Source organism: Streptomyces sp. NPDC006551 (assembly GCF_040611675.1).
Classification (GTDB): Bacteria; Actinomycetota; Actinomycetes; order Streptomycetales; family Streptomycetaceae; genus Streptomyces.
On the sequence record NZ_JBEXOT010000006.1, the window covers coordinates 25,261 to 48,420 of the forward strand.

23 protein-coding genes are annotated in these 23,160 nt (G+C 72.3%); 16 read left to right on the top strand and 7 right to left on the bottom strand.

The features are described from left to right. Nucleotides 1–44: 44 nt before the first annotated feature. The 5 genes from ABZY12_RS08940 (at nt 45) to ABZY12_RS08960 (ending at nt 4,285) form a co-directional block, all read left to right on the top strand. A complete protein-coding gene (locus tag ABZY12_RS08940; protein WP_356888608.1) occupies nt 45–1,118 on the top strand; it encodes a nitronate monooxygenase in 1,074 nt (357 codons plus the stop codon). After that, the gene (locus ABZY12_RS08945) at nt 1,115–1,858 is read left to right on the top strand and encodes a 16S rRNA (uracil(1498)-N(3))-methyltransferase (protein ID WP_356888609.1); all 744 of its coding nucleotides are present in this window, start codon (nt 1,115–1,117) and stop codon (nt 1,856–1,858) included. Before ABZY12_RS08940 ends, ABZY12_RS08945 begins: the two co-directional genes overlap by 4 nt. 139 nt (nt 1,859–1,997) lie before the next feature. After that, nucleotides 1,998–2,357: a histidine triad nucleotide-binding protein gene (locus tag ABZY12_RS08950; protein WP_356888610.1), complete on the top strand. Its 360-nt coding sequence runs from the start codon at nt 1,998–2,000 to the stop codon at nt 2,355–2,357. Nucleotides 2,358–2,373: 16 nt separating this feature from the next. Then, entirely contained in the window at nt 2,374–3,276 is a 903-nt protein-coding gene (locus ABZY12_RS08955; RefSeq protein ID WP_356888611.1) for a ribonuclease Z, read from the top strand. 4 nt (nt 3,277–3,280) lie between these two features. Further along, nucleotides 3,281–4,285, top strand: a complete 1,005-nt coding sequence (locus tag ABZY12_RS08960; RefSeq protein ID WP_356888612.1) for an adenosine deaminase — start codon at nt 3,281–3,283, stop codon at nt 4,283–4,285. A 156-nt stretch (nt 4,286–4,441) separates the two neighbouring features. Here ABZY12_RS08960 and ABZY12_RS08965 read toward each other — a convergent pair whose 3' ends face one another. Continuing rightward, on the bottom strand, nt 4,442–4,786 hold the full coding sequence (locus tag ABZY12_RS08965; RefSeq protein WP_356888613.1) for a hypothetical protein: 345 nt from the start codon (nt 4,784–4,786) through the stop codon (nt 4,442–4,444). Between the two features lie 143 nt (nt 4,787–4,929). Then, a complete protein-coding gene (locus ABZY12_RS08970) occupies nt 4,930–6,354 on the bottom strand; it encodes an MFS transporter (RefSeq protein ID WP_356888614.1) in 1,425 nt (474 codons plus the stop codon). A 251-nt stretch (nt 6,355–6,605) separates the two neighbouring features. On the opposite strand from ABZY12_RS08970, the gene ABZY12_RS08975 reads away from it, so the two are divergent. The 5 genes from ABZY12_RS08975 (at nt 6,606) to ABZY12_RS08995 (ending at nt 11,024) form a co-directional block, all read left to right on the top strand. Continuing rightward, nucleotides 6,606–7,721: a PfkB family carbohydrate kinase gene (locus ABZY12_RS08975; protein ID WP_356888615.1), complete on the top strand. Its 1,116-nt coding sequence runs from the start codon at nt 6,606–6,608 to the stop codon at nt 7,719–7,721. A 105-nt stretch (nt 7,722–7,826) separates the two neighbouring features. Further along, entirely contained in the window at nt 7,827–8,849 is a 1,023-nt protein-coding gene (locus tag ABZY12_RS08980) for a PhoH family protein (protein ID WP_356888616.1), read from the top strand. Nucleotides 8,850–8,861: 12 nt separating this feature from the next. Further along, nucleotides 8,862–9,359 (top strand): rRNA maturation RNase YbeY, encoded by a 498-nt coding sequence (ybeY, locus tag ABZY12_RS08985; RefSeq protein ID WP_356888617.1) that lies wholly within the window; start codon nt 8,862–8,864, stop codon nt 9,357–9,359. A 16-nt stretch (nt 9,360–9,375) separates the two neighbouring features. Further along, nucleotides 9,376–10,674 (top strand): hemolysin family protein, encoded by a 1,299-nt coding sequence (locus ABZY12_RS08990; RefSeq protein WP_356888618.1) that lies wholly within the window; start codon nt 9,376–9,378, stop codon nt 10,672–10,674. Further along, a complete protein-coding gene (locus ABZY12_RS08995; protein WP_356888619.1) occupies nt 10,671–11,024 on the top strand; it encodes an MmcQ/YjbR family DNA-binding protein in 354 nt (117 codons plus the stop codon). The genes ABZY12_RS08990 and ABZY12_RS08995 overlap by 4 nt, the downstream gene beginning before the upstream one ends. On the opposite strand, the gene ABZY12_RS09000 is transcribed toward ABZY12_RS08995, so the two are convergent. Further along, nucleotides 11,021–12,427 carry an MFS transporter gene (locus ABZY12_RS09000; RefSeq protein ID WP_356888620.1) on the bottom strand — a complete coding sequence of 469 codons (1,407 nt, stop codon included), beginning with the start codon at nt 12,425–12,427 and terminating at the stop codon, nt 11,021–11,023. The two genes, ABZY12_RS08995 and ABZY12_RS09000, sit on opposite strands and share 4 nt — an antisense overlap. Before the next feature lie 92 nt (nt 12,428–12,519). On the opposite strand from ABZY12_RS09000, the gene ABZY12_RS09005 reads away from it, so the two are divergent. The 4 genes from ABZY12_RS09005 (at nt 12,520) to era (ending at nt 15,886) form a co-directional block, all read left to right on the top strand. Then, the gene (locus ABZY12_RS09005; RefSeq protein WP_356888621.1) at nt 12,520–13,407 is read left to right on the top strand and encodes a helix-turn-helix transcriptional regulator; all 888 of its coding nucleotides are present in this window, start codon (nt 12,520–12,522) and stop codon (nt 13,405–13,407) included. Nucleotides 13,408–13,651: 244 nt separating this feature from the next. Further along, complete coding sequence (locus ABZY12_RS09010; RefSeq protein WP_356888622.1) at nt 13,652–14,374, top strand: hypothetical protein; 723 nt, start codon at nt 13,652–13,654, stop codon at nt 14,372–14,374. Nucleotides 14,375–14,401: 27 nt separating this feature from the next. Then, nucleotides 14,402–14,764, top strand: coding sequence for a cytidine deaminase (locus ABZY12_RS09015; protein WP_356888623.1), 363 nt, complete (start codon nt 14,402–14,404; stop codon nt 14,762–14,764). A gap of 180 nt (nt 14,765–14,944) precedes the next feature. Next, nucleotides 14,945–15,886, top strand: coding sequence for a GTPase Era (era, locus tag ABZY12_RS09020; protein ID WP_356888624.1), 942 nt, complete (start codon nt 14,945–14,947; stop codon nt 15,884–15,886). 42 nt (nt 15,887–15,928) lie between these two features. Here era and ABZY12_RS09025 read toward each other — a convergent pair whose 3' ends face one another. Together ABZY12_RS09025 and ABZY12_RS09030 are read right to left on the bottom strand one after the other, a co-directional pair. Next, nucleotides 15,929–16,192 (bottom strand): protealysin inhibitor emfourin, encoded by a 264-nt coding sequence (locus tag ABZY12_RS09025; RefSeq protein WP_356888625.1) that lies wholly within the window; start codon nt 16,190–16,192, stop codon nt 15,929–15,931. A gap of 12 nt (nt 16,193–16,204) precedes the next feature. Next, nucleotides 16,205–17,275, bottom strand: a complete 1,071-nt coding sequence (locus tag ABZY12_RS09030) for a M4 family metallopeptidase (RefSeq protein WP_356888626.1) — start codon at nt 17,273–17,275, stop codon at nt 16,205–16,207. Between the two features lie 293 nt (nt 17,276–17,568). On the opposite strand from ABZY12_RS09030, the gene leuA reads away from it, so the two are divergent. Together leuA and ABZY12_RS09040 are read left to right on the top strand one after the other, a co-directional pair. Continuing rightward, a complete protein-coding gene (gene leuA / locus ABZY12_RS09035; protein ID WP_356888627.1) occupies nt 17,569–19,326 on the top strand; it encodes a 2-isopropylmalate synthase in 1,758 nt (585 codons plus the stop codon). Nucleotides 19,327–19,581: 255 nt separating this feature from the next. Next, entirely contained in the window at nt 19,582–20,274 is a 693-nt protein-coding gene (locus ABZY12_RS09040) for a TerB family tellurite resistance protein (RefSeq protein WP_356888628.1), read from the top strand. 10 nt (nt 20,275–20,284) lie between these two features. On the opposite strand, the gene ABZY12_RS09045 is transcribed toward ABZY12_RS09040, so the two are convergent. Both ABZY12_RS09045 and ABZY12_RS09050 read right to left on the bottom strand, forming a co-directional pair. Then, nucleotides 20,285–21,661 (bottom strand): FAD-binding oxidoreductase, encoded by a 1,377-nt coding sequence (locus ABZY12_RS09045; RefSeq protein ID WP_356888629.1) that lies wholly within the window; start codon nt 21,659–21,661, stop codon nt 20,285–20,287. Nucleotides 21,662–21,834: 173 nt separating this feature from the next. After that, the coding region (locus ABZY12_RS09050) for a LuxR C-terminal-related transcriptional regulator (RefSeq protein WP_356888630.1) at nt 21,835–23,160 on the bottom strand (1,326 nt) is incomplete at its 5' end.

The window sequence follows — 23,160 nt, forward strand, 5'->3', positions numbered from 1 at the left end:
TCCGGGGTTTCGGGTGCGGTACCCGCTCATGACACGATGCCTGCATGTCCACCGCACTGAACGATCTCTCCCGGTACCCGATCGTGCAGGCCCCCATGGCGGGTGGCGCCTCCTGTCCGCAGCTGGTCGGAGCCGTGTGCGAGGCCGGAGGTCTCGGTTTCCTGGCCGGCGGCTACAAGACGGCCGGCGGCATGTACCAGGAGATCAAACAGGTCCGCGGGCTGACCGGGCAGCCCTTCGGCGTCAACCTCTTCATGCCGCAGAGCGGGCAGCCCGCCGACCCCGCCGCCGTCGAGATGTACGGTCACCAGCTCGCCGGCGAGGCCACCTGGTACGACACCGCCCTCGGCGACGCCGACAGCGGACGCGACGACGCGTTCGACGCCAAGGTGGCCATCCTGCTGGAGGACCCGGTCCCCGTCGTCTCCTTCACCTTCGGCTGCCCCGGCCGCGACACCCTCCAAGCCTTCGCCCGCGCCGGTACGTTCACCGTCGTCACCGTCACCTCCGCCGAGGAGGCCCAGGCCGCCCAGCGGGCCGGGGCCGACGCGGTCTGCGCCCAGGGCGTGGAGGCGGGCGGGCACCAGGGGACCCACCGCGACGACCCGGAGGCTGGCGACGGGACCGGGCTGCTGACGCTGGTCACCCAGGTCCGGGAAGCGGTACAGCTGCCGATCGTCGCGACCGGCGGGCTCATGCGCGGGGCGCAGATCGCCGCCGTGCTCGCCGCCGGGGCGGACGCCGCCCAGCTCGGCACCGCCTTCCTCGTGACCCCGGAATCGGGCGCGCATCCGCTGCACAAGCGGGCCATGACCCAGCCGCTCTTCGCCCGCACCGAACTCACCCGGGCATTCTCCGGCCGCCCGGCGCGCGGCCTGGTAAACCGCTTCATGCGCGAGCACGGCCCGTACGCCCCCGCCGCATACCCCGAGGTCCACCACCTCACGGCCCCGCTGCGCAAGGCCGCCGCCACCGCGGGCGACGCGCAGGGCATGGCCCTGTGGGCCGGCCAGGGCCACCGGCTCGCCCGCGAACTCCCGGCGGGACAGCTCGTCGAGGTGCTGGCCGCCGAACTCGACACCGCGCTCTCCGCGCTCGCCCAGAGGAACGTGACATGACCGCACCCGTCTTCGTCGTCGACGCCGTCCCCGGCACCGGGAGCTTCCTCCTGGACGGCTCCGAGGGCCGCCACGCCGTCTCCGTGAAGCGCCTGCGCGCGGGGGAGGAGCTCGTCCTCACGGACGGGCGCGGCGCCTGGGCCGACTGCGTCGTCCTCGCCGCCGAGGGCAAGGACCAGCTGACCGTCGAGGTCTCGGGGACGTACGAGGAGCCGGAGCCCACGCCCCGCATCACCGTCGTCCAGGCGCTGCCCAAGGGTGACCGGGGCGAACTCGCCGTCGAGATCATGACCGAGACCGGTGTCGACGCGATCGTGCCGTGGGCCGCGTCCCGCTGCATCACCCAGTGGAAGGGCGACCGGGGCCTGAAGGCCCTCGCCAAATGGCGGGCCACCGCGCGCGAGGCAGGCAAGCAGTCGCGCCGTACGCGCTTTCCCGAGGTCGCCGACGCGATGACCACCAAGCAGGTGGCGGCGCTCCTCGCGGGCGCCGACTTCGCGGCCGTCCTGCACGAGGACCGGGCCCACCCCAGCGGCGCGCTCGCCGACGCGCGACTCCCCGCCGACGGCGAGATCGTGCTGGTCGTCGGGCCGGAAGGGGGCGTGTCCCGGGAGGAGTTGGCGCTCTTCGAGGAGGCGGGCGCGAAGCCGTACCGGCTGGGCCACAGCGTCCTGCGCACCTCCACGGCCGGCACGGCGGCGACCGCGCTGCTGCTCGGCCGTACGGGCCGCTGGTCCTGACTCCGCCCGCCCGCAGGAGCCCGGCGCGGCGGCCCGCCGCCGGAGCGCGGCCGCCGCGCCCCGACACCGCGGCCCCCGGCTCCGGCGCGGCCGATACGATGCCCGTGTACTGATCATCGAAGGCGAGGAGGCCCGGGCCATGGCCGGAGAGCCGCAGAGCGATTGCCTGTTCTGCAAGATCGCGGAGGGGGAGGTCCCGGCGACGATCGTCCGGGAGACGGAGACGACCCTCGCCTTCCGGGACATCAACCCGCAGGCGCCCACGCACGTCCTCGTCATCCCGCGCCTCCATTACCCGGACGCCGCCTCCCTCGCCGCCGCCGCGCCGACCGTGGCCGCCGACATGCTGCGCGAGGCCGGCGAGATCGCCGCGCAGGAGAAGGTCGACGGCAGCGGCTTCCGGATCATCTTCAACACCGGCGCCGGCGCGGGCCAGACCGTTTTCCACGCCCACGCGCACGTGCTGGGCGGCCGCGGCCTCAACTGGCCCCCCGGATAAGAGGAACCAACCGGTCGTGTCCGTACGTGAACTGGTCGTCCTCGGCACCGCCAGCCAGGTGCCCACCCGGCACCGCAACCACAACGGCTATCTGCTGCGCTGGGACGGCCAGGGCATCCTCTTCGACCCCGGCGAGGGCACCCAGCGCCAGATGCTGCGGGCCGGCGTCGCGGCCCACGACCTCGACCGGATCTGTGTCACGCACTTCCACGGCGACCACTCGCTCGGCCTGGCCGGGGTGATCCAGCGGATCAACCTCGACCAGGTCCCGCACGCGGTCACCGCGCACTACCCGGCGAGCGGGCAGCGCTTCTTCGAGCGGCTGCGGTACGCGACGGCCTACCGCGAGACCGTACGGCTGACCGAGAACCCGGTCGCCGCCGACGGCCCCCTCGCCGTCACCGACGCGTACACCCTCGACGCGTACCGGCTCTCGCACCCCGTCGAGTCGTACGGCTACCGGCTGACCGAGCCCGACGGGCGCCGCATACTCCCGGCGAAGCTCGCCGCGCACGGGATCAAGGGCCCGGACGTCGGCCGGCTCCAGCGCGAGGGCGTCCTCGACGGGGTCACGCTCGACGACGTCAGCGAGATCCGGCGAGGGCAGCGTTTCGCGTTCGTCATGGACACCCGGCTCTGCGACGGCGTGTACGCGCTCGCCGACGGCGCCGACATGCTCGTCATCGAGTCGACCTTCCTCGACGAGGACGTACGGCTCGCCACGGACCACGGCCACCTGACGGCCGGACAGGCGGCCTCGGTCGCGCGCGAGGCGGGCGTGCGGCATCTCGTGCTGACCCACTTCTCGCAGCGCTACAGCGACCCGGCGGAGTTCGAGCGCCAGGCACGGGCGGCAGGGTTCGAGGGCGAGCTGAGCATTGCCCAGGACCTCATGCGGGTCCCCCTACCGAAAAGATAGAGCCATGCCCCAGCCTCTTCCCAAGGCCGAACTGCACCTCCACATCGAGGGCACCCTCGAGCCCGAGCTGGCCTTCGCGCTCGCGGCGCGCAACGGCGTCACCCTGCCGTTCGCGGACACCGAGGAGCTGCGCAAGGCGTACCTCTTCAGCGACCTGCAGTCGTTCCTCGACCTGTACTACGGCCTGATGTCCGTCCTGCGGACGGCGGAGGACTTCACCGAGCTCACCGACGCGTATCTGGCGCGGGCCGCCGAGCAGGGCGTCCGGCACGCGGAGATCTTCTTCGACCCGCAGGCGCACACGGCACGCGGCGTGGCCATCGGCACCGTGATCGAAGGCCTGGCCCGCGCGCTGGACGGGGCCGAGGAGCGGTACGGCGTCTCGACCCGGCTGATCATGTGCTTCCTGCGCGACGAGTCCGCCGAGTCGGCGATGGCGACCCTGGAGGCGGCGAAGCCGCATCTGCACCGGATCACGGGCGTCGGCCTGGACTCGGCGGAGGTGGGGCACCCGCCGTCGAAGTTCCGCGAGGTGTACGCGGCGGCCGAGGCGCTCGGCCTGCGCAAGGTCGCCCACGCGGGCGAGGAGGGCCCGCCGGCCTACATCCGCGAGGCCCTGGACGTCCTCGGCGTGGAGCGGATCGACCACGGCCTGCGCGCGATGGAGGACTCGGAGCTGGTGGAGCGGCTCGCCCGCGAGCGGGTACCGCTCACGCTGTGCCCGCTGTCGAACGTACGGCTGAGGGCGATCGACGTCCTGGAGGACCACCCGCTGGCCTCGATGATGGACGCGGGCCTGATGGTGACGGTCAACTCCGACGACCCCGCCTACTTCGGCGGCTACGTCGGCGACACGTTCGCGGCGGTGCGCGGCGCGCTCGGGCTGAGCCGCGACCGGCTGCGGACCCTGGCGCGCAACTCCTTCGAGGCGTCGTTCCTCGACGACGACGAGGCCCGCAGGGCGCGGTACCTCGCCGAGGTCGAGGCGTACGACTTCGACGCGGAGTAGGGGCGCCGCGGGTCGGACGCGGTCCGGGCCGATGATCACCAGGCCGGGGGCGCGGAGAGCGGGGTTCCGGGCCGCCGGTCCGTCCGGAGCCGCGCAACGGCGCCGACGACTTCTGAGCGGTCGGCCCGCGGCCACGGTGGATCGCCCGGAACCGGCTCAGACGGTGTGGGTGATCCACCGCTGGAGCGCGGTGTGGGTGGTGTCGTCCAGCCTGCACAGCGCCTCGATGGCGTCGAGGTCGCCCGGCAGGGGCGCGATGCCCGCCGTGGTGAGCGCGGCGTGCAGATCCAGGCGGCGGCGGTCCTCCGGCGCCAGCGGCAGCGGCAGGCGGCTGGCCGGCGCGGGCGCGGGCAGCATGTAGTCGCCGGCGTCCATGTCCATGACTCCCTGGGCCGTTCGGGGCTCCTCGGGAAGGTCGTGGTCGAACACGGCGGGGAAGCGGTAGGGGTCGAGGTCCGACAGCGCGGTCGGGACCGTGGTGAACGTCTGGAGCGCGGTCATGGGTGCCTCCTCAGTTGTCGTGCGACTGCACAGGAAGAGTGCGCGCCACCCGACGGCGGTTGCGGTACGTCCCGCTCACCACCCGAATGTCCCCTATCCCATTTCGTCAGACAAAGTGCCGGGTCAGATCCAGGGGACAGGCCCTAACCGCGGTCGTTCGGGCGGGCGAGGCGGAAGGAGCGCTGTACGACGCGGGGGTTGGCGGACACCGGCAGCTCGGTGACCTCCTGTTCCGGGGCGCCCATCTGGGGGAGCAGACCCGTGGAGGCGGTCGTCGTGCCCGCGACCACCGCCGCCGGGGCGCCGCCGCGGCGGCGGACGGAGCCCGGAACCAGGGGGCGGCCGGAGGTGTGCAGGGCGACCGCGGTCATCGGGACCGCGAGCACCAGGAGCACGGCGCACAGGACGAGGCCCATGCCCGGGTACCCGGCGGCCTCCGACAGGACGCTGCCGACGACCGGACCGCAGGCCACCCCGAGGGAGGACGCCGAGCCGACCAGGACCGCCCAGCGGCCGCGCGGGTCCAGGGAGGCGGCCAGGCCCAGCAGGTACGACAGGACCACCGGGTAGAAGAGGTTCCAGAGGATCTCGCCGGTCGCGAAGGCGGGCAGGCTCCCGGCCGCCGAACTCAGCAGCACACAGCAGGCGATGATCGCGGTTCCGGCCCCGATCGGCACAGCCCGGCCGAGGCGTGCGCCGAGCGCGCCCGCCGCGGTGACCCCGAGGAGACCGGCGCCGAGCGCCGCGGCGAAGACGGCGCCGACGGTGACCTCGGTCAGCCCGGCCTGGGTCAGGCCGATCCGGCCGCTCACGCCCCACAGTGCGTTCTGGGCCATCGACCAGAGGAGGATCGCCGCGGCGAGCACGATGCCCGAGCGCCGGTGGGGCAGCAGCGGGGACGACCCGGGAGCCGGGCCGTCCGGCAGCGAGGAGGAGCCGGTGGCAGGCGTCCGCGCCGCCGAGGCGGCGGCGACCCGGCGGACCCGGCCGAGCCGGCCCGGGCGGATCGTCGAGTCGGCCCGGGGAACGCCCCGCCCGTCCGGCAGGCCGGCCGTCAGCGGCCACACCAGCGCCGCCGTCAGGGCGATGGCGGCGAACGGCAGCGCGTGACCACCACCGAGGTGCGGCAGCGTCAGATACAACGCGCCCGCGGCCGCCGAGACCGACAGGAGACCGAGCGTCGAGGCCCGGTGCGGATCCCGCTGCGCGGCGATGCCGGTCGCGGCCACCGCCGTCGCGGTACCGGAGCCGAATCCGCCGACGACCGCGCCGCCGACGACCAGCGGGACGGCCGCGGTGAGCGCCGCCGTGCCGTAGCCGACGCACATGGCCAGCAGGCCGATCCGCGCGACCCGGCGCGGGCCGAGCCGCTCCACGCGCGCGGCGAGCGTGAAACCGGCGGAAGCGGAGGCGAGGAGCAGGACCGAGCCCACCAGGCCCGCCTGGGCGGGGGTGAGACCGAGTCCGGCGGAGAGCCGGCCGACGACGGTCGGCAGCAGGTACGGGGCGACATAACCGGCCGTGAACAGGGCGACGAGAGGCCCCAGGGCGCGCGGGCGCGACGACATGGGCGTTCCAGGAAAAGGAAGAGAAGAGGGGGTGGAGCGCCCGGTGTTGCTCGGGATCGCGGTTACATGTAATCAAGCCATCAAGCCCTCGGAGAAGCCGTTACCCCTCCCCGCGCATGTGATCTAGGACACTTTTGGTTTGGGGTCGGATCCGTCGGGTACCGGCGCTCGCCTTCCGGCTGTGCCACCCCCGTCACGCCACCCCCATCAGGCACACTGAGCTGATCCGCACCACGACCGGGGAGCCTGCCGTGACCACAGCAAGGGGAGACCAGCAACGCGACGCCGGGGTCGACCCGTTGGTGCGCCTCCGGGAGCCGACCGACCCCCAGTGCGACGTCTTCCTCACCGGCACGGTCTTCCTCGACATCATCTTCACCGGGCTCGACAGCGCCCCGGTGCGCGGCACCGAGTCCTGGGCCCGGGGCATGGGTTCCAGTCCCGGCGGTGTCGCCAACATGGCCACCGCGCTCGCCCGCCTCGGGCTGCGCACCTCGCTCGCCGCCGCCTTCGGCGACGACCACTACGGCGAGTACTGCTGGGACGCCCTCGAACAGGGCGAGGGCATCGATCTCTCGCTCTCCCGGACCGTGCCCGGCTGGCACTCCCCGGTCACCGTCTCCATGGCCTACGAGGGCGAGCGCACGATGGTCTCCCACGGCCACGAGGCCCCGCCCCTGGACGGCGCCCTGCCCGCCTACCCGCCGCACGCGCGCGCCGCCGTCGCCTCCCTCGTACCGGGGCGCCGCGAGGAGTGGGTCGCGCAGGCCGCCCGGGGCGGGGCGAAGGTCTTCGCCGACGTCGGCTGGGACGAGACCGGCCGCTGGGACCTGGCCGGGCTGGCCGACCTCGAGCACTGCGAGGCGTTCCTGCCCAACGCCCAGGAGGCGATGCGGTACACCCGGACCGACTGCCCGCGCGCCGCCGCCCGCGCCCTGGCCGACAAGGTCCGTTACGCCGTGGTCACGCTGGGTGCCGAGGGGGCGTACGCCGTCGACGGGGCCACCGGCGAGACCGCCGAGGTCCCGGCCATCCAGGTCTCGGCCCTCGACCCCACCGGCGCGGGCGACGTCTTCGTGGCCGGCTTCGTCACCGGAACGCTCGCCGACTGGCCGCTCGCCGACCGGCTGGCCTTCGCCGGGCTGACGGCCGCGCTGTCGGTGCAGGAGTTCGGCGGCTCGCTCTCCGCCCCCGGCTGGGGCGAGGTCGCCGCCTGGTGGCAGCATGTCCAGGGCCACGTCTGCCAGGACCCGGAGGCCCTGCGCGGCCGCTACGCCTTCCTGGAGCGGCTGCTCCCGGCCGAGGCCCGCCCCTGGCCGCTGCGCCGGGCCGTCCCCACGATCGGCTTCGGAGCACCTCGCTCGTAAAAGGCTTCGGCCTTGTCACCGCCAGGTCGTAGGCTTGTATCCCAGAGGTTGTCGAGCGGCGAGAACCCTGCAACGGGAGGTATGTGCAGGCCACAGTGCCGGCCCATGACTCAGACACCCACAGCCCCCAATGGCGCACCGGGCGAGACCCGCGCCCACTTCACCGTCCCCGCCAAGCACCCGATGGTGACCGTCCTCGGCTCCGGTGACGCGTTGCTGCGCGTGATCGAGAAGGCGTTCCCCACGACCGACATCCATGTCCGGGGCAACCAGGTCAGCGCGGTGGGCGAGGCGACGGAAGTCGCACTGATCCAGCGCCTGTTCGACGAGATGATGCTGGTGCTCCGCACCGGGCAGCCGATGACGGAGGACGCAGTGGAACGCTCGATCGCCATGCTCAGGGCGAGCGAGAACGGCAAGGCGGAGGCAGGCCAGGAGACCCCGGCCGAGGTGCTCACCCAGAACATCCTCTCCAGCCGGGGGCGCACGATCCGCCCCAAGACCCTCAACCAGAAGCGCTATGTCGACGCGATCGACAAGCACACGGTCGTCTTCGGCATCGGCCCCGCCGGTACCGGCAAGACGTATCTGGCCATGGCCAAGGCGGTCCAGGCCCTGCAGTCCAAGCAGGTCACCCGGATCATCCTGACCCGGCCGGCCGTCGAGGCGGGTGAGCGGCTCGGCTTCCTGCCGGGCACCCTGTACGAGAAGATCGACCCGTATCTGCGGCCGCTGTACGACGCGCTGCACGACATGCTCGACCCCGACTCGATCCCGAAGCTGATGGCCTCGGGCACGATCGAGGTCGCGCCGCTGGCGTACATGCGAGGACGGACGCTCAACGACGCGTTCATCATCCTCGACGAGGCGCAGAACACCAGCCCCGAGCAGATGAAGATGTTCCTGACGAGGCTCGGCTTCGACTCGAAGATCGTCATCACCGGCGACATCACCCAGGTCGACCTCCCCGGCGGCACGAAGAGCGGTCTGCGCCAGGTCCAGGAGATCCTGGAGGGCCTGGACGACGTCCACTTCTCCCGGCTCACCTCCCACGATGTCGTACGGCACAAGCTCGTCGGCCGTATCGTCGACGCGTACGAGAAGTACGACAGCCGCAACGGGAAGTAGACCAGCCGCACCATGTCGATCGACGTCAACAACGAGTCCGGAACCGAGGTCGACGAGCAGGCGATCCTCGACATCGCCCGCTACGCCCTCGCGCGGATGCGCATCCACCCGCTCTCCGAGCTCTCGGTGATCGTCGTGGACGAAGAGGCCATGGAGCAGCTGCACATCCAGTGGATGGACCTGCCCGGCCCGACGGACGTCATGTCCTTCCCGATGGACGAGCTGCGCCCGCCGGCGAAGGACACCGAGGAGCCCCCGCAGGGGCTCCTCGGCGACATCGTGCTCTGCCCCGAGGTCGCCAAGAAGCAGGGTGAGGACGCGCCCACGCAGCACTCCATGGACGAGGAACTCCAGCTGCTGACCGTCCACGGCGTGCTGCACCTCCTCGGCTACGACCACGAGGAGCCGGACGAGAAGGCCGAGATGTTCGGCCTCCAGGCGGCCATCGTCGACGGCTGGCGCGCGGAGAAGGGCCTGACCGGCCCCTCCCCGGCGCCGACCGTCTCCTGAACCCCCGAAGCAGCCGATGAACGCATCGCTGATCTTCGGCGCGGTCGCGCTGGTCGTCGTCGCCTGGCTCGCAGCCTGCGCCGAGGCCGGCATCGCCCGCGTCTCCAGCTTCCGCGCCGCCGAGGCCCTGCGGTCGGGGCGGCGCGGCGCCGAGAGGCTGGTCCAGGTCGCCTCCGACCCGACCCGCTACCTCAATGTGGCGCTGCTCGTGCGCGTCTCCTGCGAGATGGCGGCCGGGGTCCTCGTCACCTACGCCTGTCTGGAGGAGTTCCCGGAGACCTGGGAGGCGCTCCTCATCGCCATCGCGGTGATGGTGCTCGTCAGTTACGTCGCCGTCGGCGTCTCGCCGCGCACCATCGGCCGGCAGCACCCGCTGAACACGGCGACCGCCGCCGCGTACGTCCTGCTGCCGCTGGCCCGGGTCATGGGCCCGATCCCGCAGCTGCTGATCCTCATCGGCAACGCGCTCACCCCCGGCAAGGGCTTCCGCAAGGGCCCCTTCGCCTCCGAGGCCGAGCTGCGCGCGATGGTCGACCTCGCCGAGCAGGAATCGCTGATCGAGGACGACGAGCGCCGGATGGTGCACTCCGTCTTCGAGCTCGGCGACACGCTCGTACGGGAGGTGATGGTGCCCCGGACCGACCTGGTCTGCATCGAGCGGTTCAAGACCGTCCGCCAGGCCCTCACCCTGGCGCTGCGCTCCGGCTTCTCGCGCATCCCGGTCACGGGTGAGAACGAGGACGACATCGTCGGCATCGTGTATCTGAAGGACCTGGTCCGCAAGACGCACATCAACCGGGACGCCGAGGCCGACCTGGTCTCGACGGCGATGCGGGCGGCCGCGTTCGTACCGGACACCAAGAACGCCGGCGACCTGCTGCGGGAGATGCAGCAGGAGCGCAACCACGTCGCCGTCGTCATCGACGAGTACGGCGGCACGGCCGGGATCGTCACCATCGAGGACATCCTGGAGGAGATCGTCGGCGAGATCACCGACGAGTACGACCGCGAGCTGCCGCCGGTCCAGGAGCTGGGCGAGGACCGCTACCGCGTCACGGCCCGCCTGGACATCGGCGACCTCGGAGAGCTGTACGGCCTCGGCGCGGACGAGTACGACGACGAGGACGTGGAGACCGTCGGCGGACTGCTCGCCAAGGCGCTGGGCCGGGTGCCGATCGCGGGTGCCAAGGCGGTCGTGGAGCTGCCGGACGGGCGCGAGCTGCGGCTGACGGCCGAGTCCACGGCGGGCCGCCGGAACAAGATCGTCACCGTCCTCGTGGAACCGATCGCGCGACCGGAGGAGAAGCCGGAATGACCCCCGACGAGCTGCGCGCCTTCTGCCTGGACTTCAACGACGCGACGGAGGAGTTCCCGTTCACCCCGGAGACCTCCGTCTTCAAGGTCGCCGGGAAGATGTTCGCGCTCTCGGCGCTGGACGCGGAGCCGCTGCGGATCAATCTCAAATGCGAACCGGAGGAGGCGGAACGGCTCCGGGAGGAGCACCCGGCCGTCGCCCCCGGCTACCACATGAACAAGCGCCACTGGAACACGGTGACGGTCGCCGGGCTCCCGGACCGGATGGTCCGGGAGCTCATCGAGGACTCGTACGACCTGGTGGTCGCCGGCCTCCCCCGCGCCGTGCGCCTGCGGCTCGACCGCCCCTAGGGGGTGCTCCTACCGCGTTCGCGCAGGCCGACGGCGAGGAGCAGGGCCGTCGCCAGCACGATCGCCGCGTCGACGGCGAGGACGGTGCGCACGCCGCCGTACAGATCCCCACCGGTGGTCGCGAGAACCCCGAGCAGCGGGATGCCGACCGTCAGGCCGACCTGCTGGGTCGTCGTCACCAGACCGGTGGCCAGGCCCTGTTCCGTGTCCGGGACGCCGGAGGTGACGGTCAGGCCGTACGAGATGATCGCGCCCAGGTGGCACATGGACGCCAGTGAGACGGCGACCCCCGCGAGGAGCGCGCCCGAGTCCTCGCCGATGCCGAGCAGCGCGGCGACGAACAGGCCCTGCCCCGCGAGCGCGTACACCAGCGTGCGGCGGGCGCCGAACCGGCCGATCAGCCGGGGGGCGAGCGACCCCGCGAAGACGGACACGACGCCCTGCACACCGAAGACGAGACCGGTGCCGAACGCCGACAGGCCGAGGGTCTCCTGGAGGTACAGGGTCAGCACGAAGACGACCGTGGACATCATCGAGAACGTCACGAGCCCGCCCAGGTTGCCGAGGGCGACCGTACGCCGCCGCAGCATCGGCAGCGAGACCAGCGGGGCCCGGTGCCGCGACTCCACGATCGCGAAGACCACGAGCAGCACCACGCCCGCCACCAGGGACACCAGCACGTCCGCGCCGCCGAAGCCGCGCTCGGCCGCCGTCGACAGGGCGTAGATCACCGCGAGCAGCCCGCCGGTGACGGTCACCGCGCCCGGCACGTCCAGCCGGGGCCGGTCCGGGGTCCTGGACTCCGGCAGCAGGCCCGGCGCCAGCGGCAGGACGATCAGGCTGAACAGCGCCAGCAGGCCCATGGTGGAGCGCCAGCCGAGCGTGTCCGTCATGACACCGCCGAGCACCATTCCGATGGTGAAGCCCAGGGAGAGCAGGGTTCCGGAGATGCCGAGCGCCCGGTCGCGCTGCGGCCCCTCGGGGAAGGTGGTGGTCAGCAGGGACATCCCGGTCGGCACGATCGCCGCCGCGCCGACGCCCTGCAGGGCCCGCGCAGCGAGGAAGGACGCCGGGTCCCAGGCGAAGGTCGCGAGCACGGAGGCAGCGCCGAAGAGCGCCAGACCGGCGAGGAAGAGCTTCTTGCGCCCGTAGAGGTCGCCGATCCGCCCGAACAGGAGCAGGAAGCCGCCCGAGGGCAGGGCGAAGGCGGTGACCGCCCACTGGAGCGCCGAGTGCCCGAGGCCGAGATCCGCGCCGAGCACCGGCAGCGCCACGTTCAGGACGGAGAAGTCGAGCGCCACCATGAACTGGGCCGCGCACAGCACGAAGAGGACCAGCCGGGAGCGGCCGGTGAGCGCCGGGGGAGCGGCGGGGGTGGTCGGAGGAGAGGTCAGGGTTGCCATGGCCCCACCCTCGGCGCGCGGGAACAAGGCTGGGGAGCGGGTACTTATCCTGTTGGTCGTACCACCAGACAATCCCCGGGGGAGGGGCGCACGTGGCCACTGCGGTCGAGAACACCGATGCCAAGGCGCATCGACTGGCCGAACTGCGCGAGTTCCTGATGAGCCGTCGGGCCCGGGTCACCCCCGCCGAGGCGGGCCTCCCCGACGGCGGGGCGCGCCGCCGCACCCCGGGACTGCGCCGCGAGGAGGTCGCGGTCCTGGCCGGCGTGGGGGTCTCCTGGTACCAGTGGCTGGAGCAGGGCCGGGACATCACGGTCTCCCCGCAGGTGCTCGACTCGGTGGCGCGGGTGCTGCGGCTGAGCCCGGCCGAGCGGCGCCACCTGTATGTGCTCGCCGGCCTCAACCCGCCGGCGCCCGAAGTCGACCCCGAGGCGCGGGACATGTGCGCCGGGCTGCGCCGGCTGATCGACGCCTGGATGCCGTTCCCCGCGCACATCATGGACGCGTACTGGAACACGATCATGTACAACGAGTCGGCGTCGCTCGTGCTGGGCATGCGGCCCGAAGCCCCCCAGAACTGCCTCGTCTCCTTCTTCACCGACCCGCTCTACCGCTCCCGGGCCGGGGACTGGGAGGAGCTCGCGCCCCAGGTCGTCGCCCAGTTCCGGGCCGCCTGCTCGGAGTGCCCGGACGACGAGGGCTTCCGCGCGGTGGTCGAGGAGGCGAAGACGGTCAGCGCGGAGTTCGCCGCGCTGTGGGAGCGGCGGGACATCCGGCCCGGCGGCCAGCTCCGCAAGATCGTGGAGCACCCGGTGGCCGGCCCGCTGGCGCTCGAGTCGACCCAGCTCAGGGTCCCGGCCCGGCCGGACCTGGTGATCGTGCTGCACACGCCGCTGGCGGAGGCGGACACGGCGGCGAAGCTTGAGTGGCTGGTCTCCCCCGAGGGGCGCCGCGGAGCGATGTTCCCGGTGGCCGGCTGAGCCGGCGGCGGCGGTCCGGGCCGCGACGGCGACCGGCGCCCGGCACGCCGGGCCGGTCGGCCGTGGGCGGCCGTCGGACGGCGTCGTCCCGAGTCCGGTTCGGGCGGCGGACAGACGGGAGGCTGATCTTTTCGGACAGTGTCGGCCCGGGGTTGTCACCGGCGCCGTATATCCTCCTCGCCGTCCGGACCCGCAGCAGCGGCCCGGCACACCTCAACCCTCACTTCGCAAGGGGCACTTCGCCATGCGCACCCGCATACGTCACGGCCTGGCCGCCGTACTCACCGTCTCCGCCCTCTCCCTGACCGCCGCGTGCGGCGGCTCCACGGACGGCGGCGACAAGAAGGCCGCCGACAAGCCGGCCGCCGACAAGCCCGCCGCCGAGCCGACCACGGCGGCGGCCGCGCCCCTGACGGCGGCCCAGATGAAGGCCGCGACGCTGGAGTTGAAGGACCTGCCCTCCGGCTGGAAGAACTCCACCGGGCCGGACACTCCGGAGCCGAAGGCCGACAAGCCCGAGTGTCAGCCGCTCGCCGGCTTCGTCGCCAAGGAGATCAGCGGAGCGACGATGGGCCCGTCCGCCCACTTCGAGCGCGGCAACGCCGAGAGCGTGCTCAGCACGTACGTCTTCACCTACCCGGCCGCCGGCGCCACGGACTTCGTCAAGTCGCTGGGCACCTCGCTGGACACCTGCAAGGGGTTCGCCGCCGAACTCCAGGGCATGAAGATGGACGTCACGCTGGAGAAGCTCGCCGGACCGAAGGCAGGCGAGGAGTCGCACGCCTTCCGGCTGAAGATGAAGCTGGCGCAGATGGCCATGACCGTCGAGTCGAACATGATGGTCGTGCGGCAGGGCACCGGCGTCGCCAAGATCGTTCACGTGCCGGCGAACGCCTCCGGCCACAAGGACTTCGACGCCCTCGCCAAGCTCGCCGCCGACAGGTTCGTCAAGGGCGCGCAGAGCTGATCCCGTGCCCCGACCTATGCTCGGGGCATGACACTCAACCGCGAGCACGGCGACCTCGGCGCCGAGGACCTCAAGATCATCACGCTGGCGCGCAGCGCCCGCGCCCGCAACGGTGTGCCCGAGGGCGCGGCGGTACGGGACGAGACCGGGCGGACGTACGTCGCCGGGACCGTGGCCCTGGAGTCGCTCCGGCTGAGCGCGTTGCAGACCGCGGTCGCCATGGCCGTCGCCAGCGGCGCCCGGTCGCTGGAGGCGGCGGCCGTCGTCTCCACCGCCGAGGCCGCCTCGGACGCGGACCGCGCCGCGGTACGGGACCTCGGCGGGCCCGAGACCCCGGTCCTGCTCGCCGGCCCCGACGGGCAGCTCCGCGCGGCGGTCACGGCGGGCTGAACCCGTCCCGGGAACGCGAAAGGGGGCCCGGCCATGTGCCGGGCCCCCTTCGCGCGCTGTCCCCGCCGCGCCGCCGCGAGCCCTGATCACCGGGGGAGTGGCGGCGCTGATCGGGCGGCGGTACGGCGCCGCCGGGCACTGAGTACGTGACGAGGTCCCGCATCGGGGAGAATGGCCCTCATGAGCGCTCGTAATCAAGATTCCGAAGCCGTCCACCGGGCCGGCTTCGCCTGCTTCGTCGGCCGCCCCAACGCGGGCAAGTCCACTCTCACGAACGCTCTGGTCGGCCAGAAGGTGGCGATCACCTCCAACCGGCCCCAGACCACCCGGCACACCGTCCGAGGCATCGTGCACCGCCCGGACGCGCAGCTGATCCTGGTGGACACGCCGGGCCTCCACAAGCCGCGCACGCTCCTCGGCGAGCGGCTCAACGACGTGGTGCGCACGACGTGGGCCGAGGTCGATGTGATCGGCTTCTGTCTGCCCGCCGACCAGAAGCTCGGCCCCGGCGACCGCTTCATCGCCAAGGAGCTCGCCGGGATCAAGAAGACCCCGAAGGTCGCGATCGTCACCAAGACGGACCTGGTCGACTCCAAGACCCTCGCCGAGCAGCTCATCGCCATCGACCAGCTCGGCAAGGAGCTGGGCTTCGAGTGGCAGGAGATCGTCCCCGTCTCGGCCGTCGGCGGCCGGCAGGTTCAGCTCGTCGCCGACCTGCTGATCCCGCTCCTGCCGGAGTCCCCGCCGCTCTACCCGGAGGGCGACCTCACGGACGAGCCGGAGCAGGTCATGGTCGCGGAGCTGATCCGCGAGGCCGCCCTCGAAGGCGTACGCGACGAGCTGCCGCACTCGATCGCCGTGGTGGTCGAGGAGATGATCCCGCGCGAGGGCCGCCCGGCGGACCGGCCGCTGCTCGACATCCACGCGAACGTCTACATCGAGCGCCCCAGCCAGAAGGGGATCATCATCGGCCCGAAGGGCAGCCGCCTGAAGGAGGTCGGGATGAAGTCCCGCAAGCACATCGAGGCGCTGCTCGGGACCCCGGTCTTCCTCGACCTGCACGTGAAGGTCGCGAAGGACTGGCAGCGGGACCCCAAGCAGCTGCGCAAGCTGGGCTTCTAGCCTTTCGGGAGGGCGCCGGGGGTGGTCCCGTACGGACACGGCCTAGGCGCCCTCCTTGAGGACCTTCCTGATCAGGGCCCGCTGTACCCGCGTCAGCCGGGGGTCCGCGCAGTGGACCGTCTCGCCGTCGATCGTGATCTCGTACGAGAAGCCGTCCGGCACCTCCGGCCCGTCGTCCTCGCCGTCTCTGAGGATCGCGTCGGCCAGGGTGTGCCATTCCACGGCGTCCTCCTGGTCCGAGGTGTCCACCTCGGCCGACCGTTCGATGCCCGCGAAGCCGCCGGTGCGGCGCACTCGAATACGCATGGGTTCTGTCTATCAGTCCGTCGGCACGCCCACGGTCGACCAGGCCTTCATCACGGCCTGGATCTCCGCCCCGTCGCCGTACCGCGCCTTCGCCGCCGCCACCGTGGCCTTCGCGAACTCGTCGAACCGGGTCTCGGGGGTGAGCGTCCCGCCGGTCATCACGTCGTACCAGATCTGCCCCGGCCGCTCCCAGGCATTGCCGCCCAGCTCGGTCGCCGCCAGATAGAAGGCGTGGTTGGGGATGCCGGAGTTGATGTGCACGCCGCCGTTGTCCCGGCTGGTGCGGACGTAGTCGTCCATGTGGCCCGGCTGCGGGTCCTTGCCCAGGACGTCGTCGTCGTACGCCGTGCCCGGAGCCTTCATCGAGCGCAGCGCGGTCCCCTGGACGTTCGGGTGGAACAGGCCCTCGCCGATCAGCCAGTCGGCGTCCGCGGCGCTCTGGCCTAGCGCGTACTGCTTCACCAGCGAGCCGAAGACGTCCGAGACGGACTCGTTCAGGGCGCCGGACTGGCTGAAGTACTCCAGGCCGGCGGTGTGCTGCGTGAAGCCGTGGGTCAGCTCGTGGCCGATGACGTCCACGGGGAGGGTGAAGTCGAGGAAGATCTCGTCGTCGCCGTCACCGAACACCATCTGATCGCCGTTCCAGAAGGCGTTTCCGTAGTTCTCGTCGTAGTGGACCGTCGCCAGGAGCGGCAGGCCGGCGCCGTCGATCGAGTCGCGGCCGTAGGCGTTCAGGAAGAGGTCGAAGGTGGCGCCGAGCCCGGCGTAGGCGCGGTTGACGGTGGCGTCGCCGGTCGCCTCGTCGCCCTCGTCGCGGACCTTGACGCCCGGCAGCTCGGTCCGGCGCCGCGCGTCGTACACGGTGCGCCGCGGGCGGGCGGGATCGGCGGGTGCCGTGGCGGAGGTGGAGGCGGTGGACGGGAGCGCGCGGGCCGTCCGGGCCGCGGCGTCCGCGACCAGGGTCCGGCGGGCCACGGCCGCGATCGCCGGGTTCCCGGACCGGGCCAGGTGCTCCAGCAGATGCGGCGGCACGATCGGGCAGAAGACGGGGCGGGAGGCACGGTGGTGCGTGGGGGAGGTCATGACTGAGAATGTGGCACTCCGTGACCGTGCTGTCACGGGATGAGGCAGTGATTGGCGAAATGGGATGATGGTCACTCTTTGGGCTTGACGTCCCGACCGTCCCGCATACTGAAACGGGACGTCCGCCTCCGTCGTCCCTGAGCTAGGCTGCGGCACATCATGCGTTTCGGGCTGCTTCTCCTTAGCTGCCGCGGCGAGGGCCTGTAGTCGTAGGCCGACCCCCTCCCCGCGGGACCTGGTGTTGCGTTCGACAGTCGGCCGTCCCTCCCGCTGGACCCGAGGAGCCCTGCGCAATGTCCCAGCCCGTTGGCCGCCCCACGCCCATCACCAACGCCACCCAGATGCAGAAGCCGTCCGGGATGCCGATCCACAAGTACGGCCGGTACGAGGCCGTGCACATCCCCGACCGGACCTGGCCCGAGCAGCGCATCACCAAGGCTCCGCGCTGGCTGTCCACGGACCTGCGCGACGGCAACCAGGCCCTGATCGACCCGATGTCCCCGGCCCGCAAGCGCGAGATGTTCGACCTGCTGGTGCGGATGGGCTACAAGGAGATCGAGGTCGGCTTCCCGTCCTCCGGCGAGACCGACTTCGCCTTCGTGCGCTCCATCATCGAAGAGGGCGCGATCCCGGACGACGTCACGATCTCCGTACTGACCCAGGCCCGTGAGGATCTGATCGAGCGGACCGTGGAGTCCCTGGTCGGCGCCAAGCGCGCCACCGTCCACCTGTACAACGCCACCGCGCCCACCTTCCGCCGGGTCGTCTTCCGCGGCTCGAAGGAGCAGATCAAGCAGATCGCCGTCGACGGCACGCGGCTGGTGATGGAGTACGCCGACAAGCTGCTGGGCGACGAGACGATCTTCGGCTACCAGTACAGCCCGGAGATCTTCACCGACACCGAGCTGGACTTCGCCCTGGAGGTCTGCGAGGCGGTCTGTGACGTCTGGCAGCCCGAGGAGGGCCGCGAGATCATCCTCAACCTGCCCGCCACCGTGGAGCGTTCGACGCCGTCCACGCACGCGGACCGGTTCGAGTGGATGTCCCGGAACCTGACCCGCCGCGAGTACATCTGCCTGTCCGTGCACCCGCACAACGACCGCGGTACGGCGGTGGCGGCGGCCGAGCTGGCGATCATGGCCGGCGCCGACCGCATCGAGGGCTGCCTGTTCGGCCAGGGCGAGCGCACCGGCAACGTCGACCTGGTGACCCTGGGCATGAACCTGTTCTCGCAGGGCGTGGACCCGCAGATCGACTTCTCGCAGATCGACGAGATCCGCCGCACTTCCGAGTACTGCAACCAGATGGAGGTCCACCCGCGCCACCCCTACGCGGGCGACCTGGTCTACACCGCCTTCTCCGGCTCCCACCAGGACGCCATCAAGAAGGGCTTCGACGCCATGGAGGCCGACGCGGCCGCCGCGGGCAAGACCGTCGACGAGATCGAGTGGGCCGTGCCGTACCTGCCGATCGACCCGAAGGACGTCGGCCGCTCCTACGAGGCCGTGATCCGGGTCAACTCCCAGTCCGGCAAGGGCGGTATCGCGTACGTCCTGAAGAACGACCACAAGCTGGACCTGCCGCGCCGGATGCAGATCGAGTTCTCGAAGATCATCCAGCAGATGACGGACACCGAGGGCGGCGAGGTCACCCCGGCCGCGATCTGGTCGGTCTTCCAGGACGAGTACCTGCCGAACCCGGACAACGCCTGGGGACGCATCCAGCTGCGTTCCGGCCAGACCACCTCCGACACGGACGGCACCGACACCCTGACCGTCGAGGCGGTCGTGGACGGCGTCGAGACCGTGCTGCGCGGTTCCGGCAACGGCCCGATCTCGGCCTTCTTCGACGCCCTGCAGTCGATCGGCGTCGACGCCCGGCTGCTGGACTACCAGGAGCACACGATGAGCGAGGGCGCCTCCGCGCAGGCCGCCTCGTACATCGAGTGCGCCATCGACGGCAAGGTCCTGTGGGGCATCGGCATCGACGCCAACACCACGCGCGCCTCGCTGAAGGCCGTCATCTCGGCCGTCAACCGGGCCGCACGCTGACGCTCCGTACGGGCATCGGTTCCGGTCGGTGGCGAACCGGTCACCCATTCGGTGCACCGTCGTCGCACCCGCCCCTCCTGACGTGCTGACCGCGTCTTTCGGGCCCCGCCCGCCTCGCTGAGGCGGGCGGGGCTCGTGGCGGGTCTCGGCCATGTCGGTGGCGATCTGTCGACGAGGTGCTGACGCCACATCACAGATGTGGCTAACATCACGCCCACGTCGGCAGTGTTGCCGTGTCGTTAAGGGAGGTGCGACGTGCGGTCTGCCCGAGAGTCACGTTGTCGAAAAGTGGGCGTCTGCGGCATTCGTACTTCCTGGAACACCGTCGGAGACGGTGAGTTCTTCTGCGAGGAGTGCGGCGGCGACCGCAACTACCGGCGCCGGACCGGCCGGCGGCGGTTCGCCGTCCTGGGAGTGCCGGTCCTGCCCCGTGGGTACGCCGGGCCGGTCATCGAATGCGCCGCGTGCCACACCCACTTCGGTACGGACGTGCTCGACCACCCGACGACGAGCCGTTTCTCCGCGATGCTGCGGGACGCCGTGCACACCGTCGCCCTCGCCGTCCTCGCGGCGGGCGGCGCCTCCTCCCGTACGGCGGTGGACACCGCGGTCACGGCGGTCCGGGCGGCCGGCTTCGCCGAGTGCACCGCCACCCAGCTGACCGACCTCGTCGAGGCGCTGGCGGCCGACACCGGCCGCTTCCTCCCCGACGTGGGCGGCGGTGGCGCCGCCCTCGCCATCGAGCTGCACGAGGCCCTGGAGCCGCTCACCCCGCACCTGGCGGCCTCCGGGCGCGAGTCGATCCTGCTCCAGGGAGCCAGGATCGCCCTCGCCGACGGTCCGTACAGCACGGCCGAGCGGGACGTGCTGAACACCGTCGGCAACGCCCTGGCGCTCTGCGCCGACGACACCGCCCGGCTGCTCACCACCGCGAGGACGCTGCTCTGAGCCGCGCCCCCTACGGCGCGATGTTGTGGTTGAGGCGGAAGACGTTGTCGGGGTCGTAGCGGCGCTTGACCGCCCGCAAGCGGTCGTAGTTCTGCCGGTAGTTGACGCGCACCCGGCTCTGGTCGTCGGAGTCCATGAAGTTGACGTAGCCGGCCTCCTGCGTGTGCGGACGCAGCGCGGTGTCGTACGCCCGGGTCCAGGCGATGTTCCGCTCCGTGTCGGCGGGATCGGTGTAGCTGGCGCCGAACGAGGCGGAGAAGGCCGCGTCGCGGTAGGCGAACGCGGTGTCCTCGGCCCCGACCCGGTGGCACGCCCCGTCGATCGGGAAGATCGCGGTGTCGGACTGCATCGACGGCATCGTCTCCCCGAACGTCATGTGCACGTCGATGGCGCCGTCGGTCAGCTCACGGCTGAAGTTGCCCTTCCAGTAGTGGTAGAGGCCCGGCGGCAGGTCCTCGTCGAAGAGCGTGTTGATCACCGGGTACGGCATCCGGTCGACGGCCTGGCCGAGGACCGGACCGAGCGCGGCGAGGCGGGCGCGGACCTTCTCGTCCTCCCCCGCGGGGCCGCTGAAGCAGACCGCGACGCCGCACACCGGACGGCCCTGCCAGCGCTCCGGGAGGAACGGGAGCTGCGGCCCGAGCATCGTCACGAGGAGCGTGTTCAGCTCCTCCGGCGCCTCGGCGTTCATCTCCCGCCAGCGGCGGGCCACCTCGGCGTTCTGCGGGAAGATCACGATGCCGCCGAGGATGTCCGAGACCCGGTGCAGCCGGAACTCGAACGAGGTGACGACGCCGTAGTTGCCGCCGCCGCCGCGCAGCGCCCAGAACAGGTCGGGGTGCCGCTCGGCGTCGCAGGTGACCAGGGTGCCCTCGGCGGTGACGACATCGGCCGACAGGAGGTTGTCGCAGGTCAGGCCGTAGCGGCGGGCGAGGTGGCCCATGCCGCCGCCGAGGGTGAGACCGCCGACGCCGGTGGTGGAGATGACACCGCCGGTGGTGGCGAGCCCGAAGGCGTGCGTGGCGTGGTCGAAGTCGCCCCAGGTGCAACCGCCCTCGACGCGGGCGGTGCGGGTCACGGGATCCACCCGTACTCCGCGCATCCGGGACAGGTCGACGACGAGACCGTCGTCGACGGTGCTGTGACCGGCGACGGAGTGGCTGCCGCCGCGGACCGCGAGCGGCAGTCCGTTGTCACGGGCGAAGAGGAGGCCGGCGATCACGTCGCCGGCGTCGACGGCCCGTACGACGACGGCCGGACGGCGGTCGTGCAGGGCGTTGTAGACGCGGCGGGCGTCGTCGTACGACGGGTCGCCGGGGGCGACGACGTCACCGCGGACGGCACCGCGCAGCAGGTCGAGCGAGAGATCAGGGGTGATGGTGTTCATAGACCCGTTGTAGGCCGGGCGGCTCGGCACGGGCATCGCCCGAACCACCCACATCGGGGGTGGGCCGCTCGTGGGTGGAACTGCCCAGGGGAGTCTCACCGACCAGTGGGGCCGGCGAGCGCGCGGAGGGGAGCGGACACCGCTCCTGTCCGGCCTGACCCGCCGGGCGGGATCTACGCCAGGCCGTGGGCGTAGGCGTACGCCGTGGCGGCGGTACGGGAGGTCACGTCCAGCTTGGCGAAGATGTTGTTGAGGTGGCGGGCGACCGTGTGCTCGCTGATCGTCAGCCCCCGTGCGATGTCCCGGTTGGAGCCGCCCGCCGCGACCAGCCGCAGCACCTCGGCCTCCCGCTCGGTCAGGCCGCCGGGCAGCGTCCGGCGGCTGCCGGCCAACAGGGCCGCCGCCCGCCGGGCGTCGGGCAGCGCGCCGAGCCGCTCGAACGTGGACCGTGCGGCGGCGAGTTCCAGCCGGGCCGCCTCGTCGTCGCCCGCGGCCCGGTCGGCGGCGGCGAGCAGCATCCGTACCTGCGCGGCCTCGTACGGCACACGCAGCTCCAGCCAGCTCGCCAGCGCCCGGCGCAGCGGACGGTGCGGCGGTTCGTGCCGGGCCAGCGCGAGCGCGCCGCGGGCGGTGTCGGCCATGGCGCCCAGGAGCGCCACCCCGGGGGACAGCGCCTCCAGCTCCGCGACCGCCGCCGCGGCACCGTCCACGTCCCGGACCGCCAGCGCCACCTCCGTCTGCGCGGCGAGCAGCCGCGCCCTGCCCAGGAGGTCGTGGCGCGGGTCGCTCTGACAGGCGAGGGCCAGCTTCAGCCCGGCCACGGCGGCGTCGGCCTTGCCCTGGGCCAGCCGTAGCAGCGCGAGGCCCGGCTGCGGGATCCTGCCGAGTTCATGCGCGTGTCCGTACGAGACGGCGGCGGCGTCGAGCCGCCCCTGCCGGCGCCGGATCTCCCCGGCCGCGTAGTGCGCCTCGGCGGCGGCCTCCAGGCTGTCAGGAAGGATCTCCTCACAGACGCGCGCGGCCTCGGCCTCGGCGAGCTCCCACACCCCGAGCAGATCGAGCACCTCGACGTGGTGGATCCGGCACAGCCCCCGGAAGGGGTTGTCGGTGACCGGCGCGGCCGCACCCGCCGAGAGCGGCGGCGGTGAGCCGCCGGACGGCAGCCCGACAGAGCGCGCCCCACCCGCGGGGCCGGCACCGGGGAGCCGGGGGCTTGCGGGGGTGGGGAGATCGGGCGCCGCGCGGGGCGGGTCCGTCCGAGGCGCGCGGGGGCCGACGCGGGCGGTCGGTTCGTGCGGCGGGGTCGTCCCCGAGGTGCGGGGGCCCGCGGAGGCGGTTCCGGCCGGCGTGGCCGACGCCTTCGGCGGGTGGCCGCCGGGCGCCCGGCTGTGGTCGGCGACGCTCGTCGCCGGCGGCGATGCCGTCCCGGTGATCGGGGGAGCGCTGGGGTCGCTGACGCTCGCGGTGCCTTCAGTGCCCGGCGATTCCGCCGTGCCGGC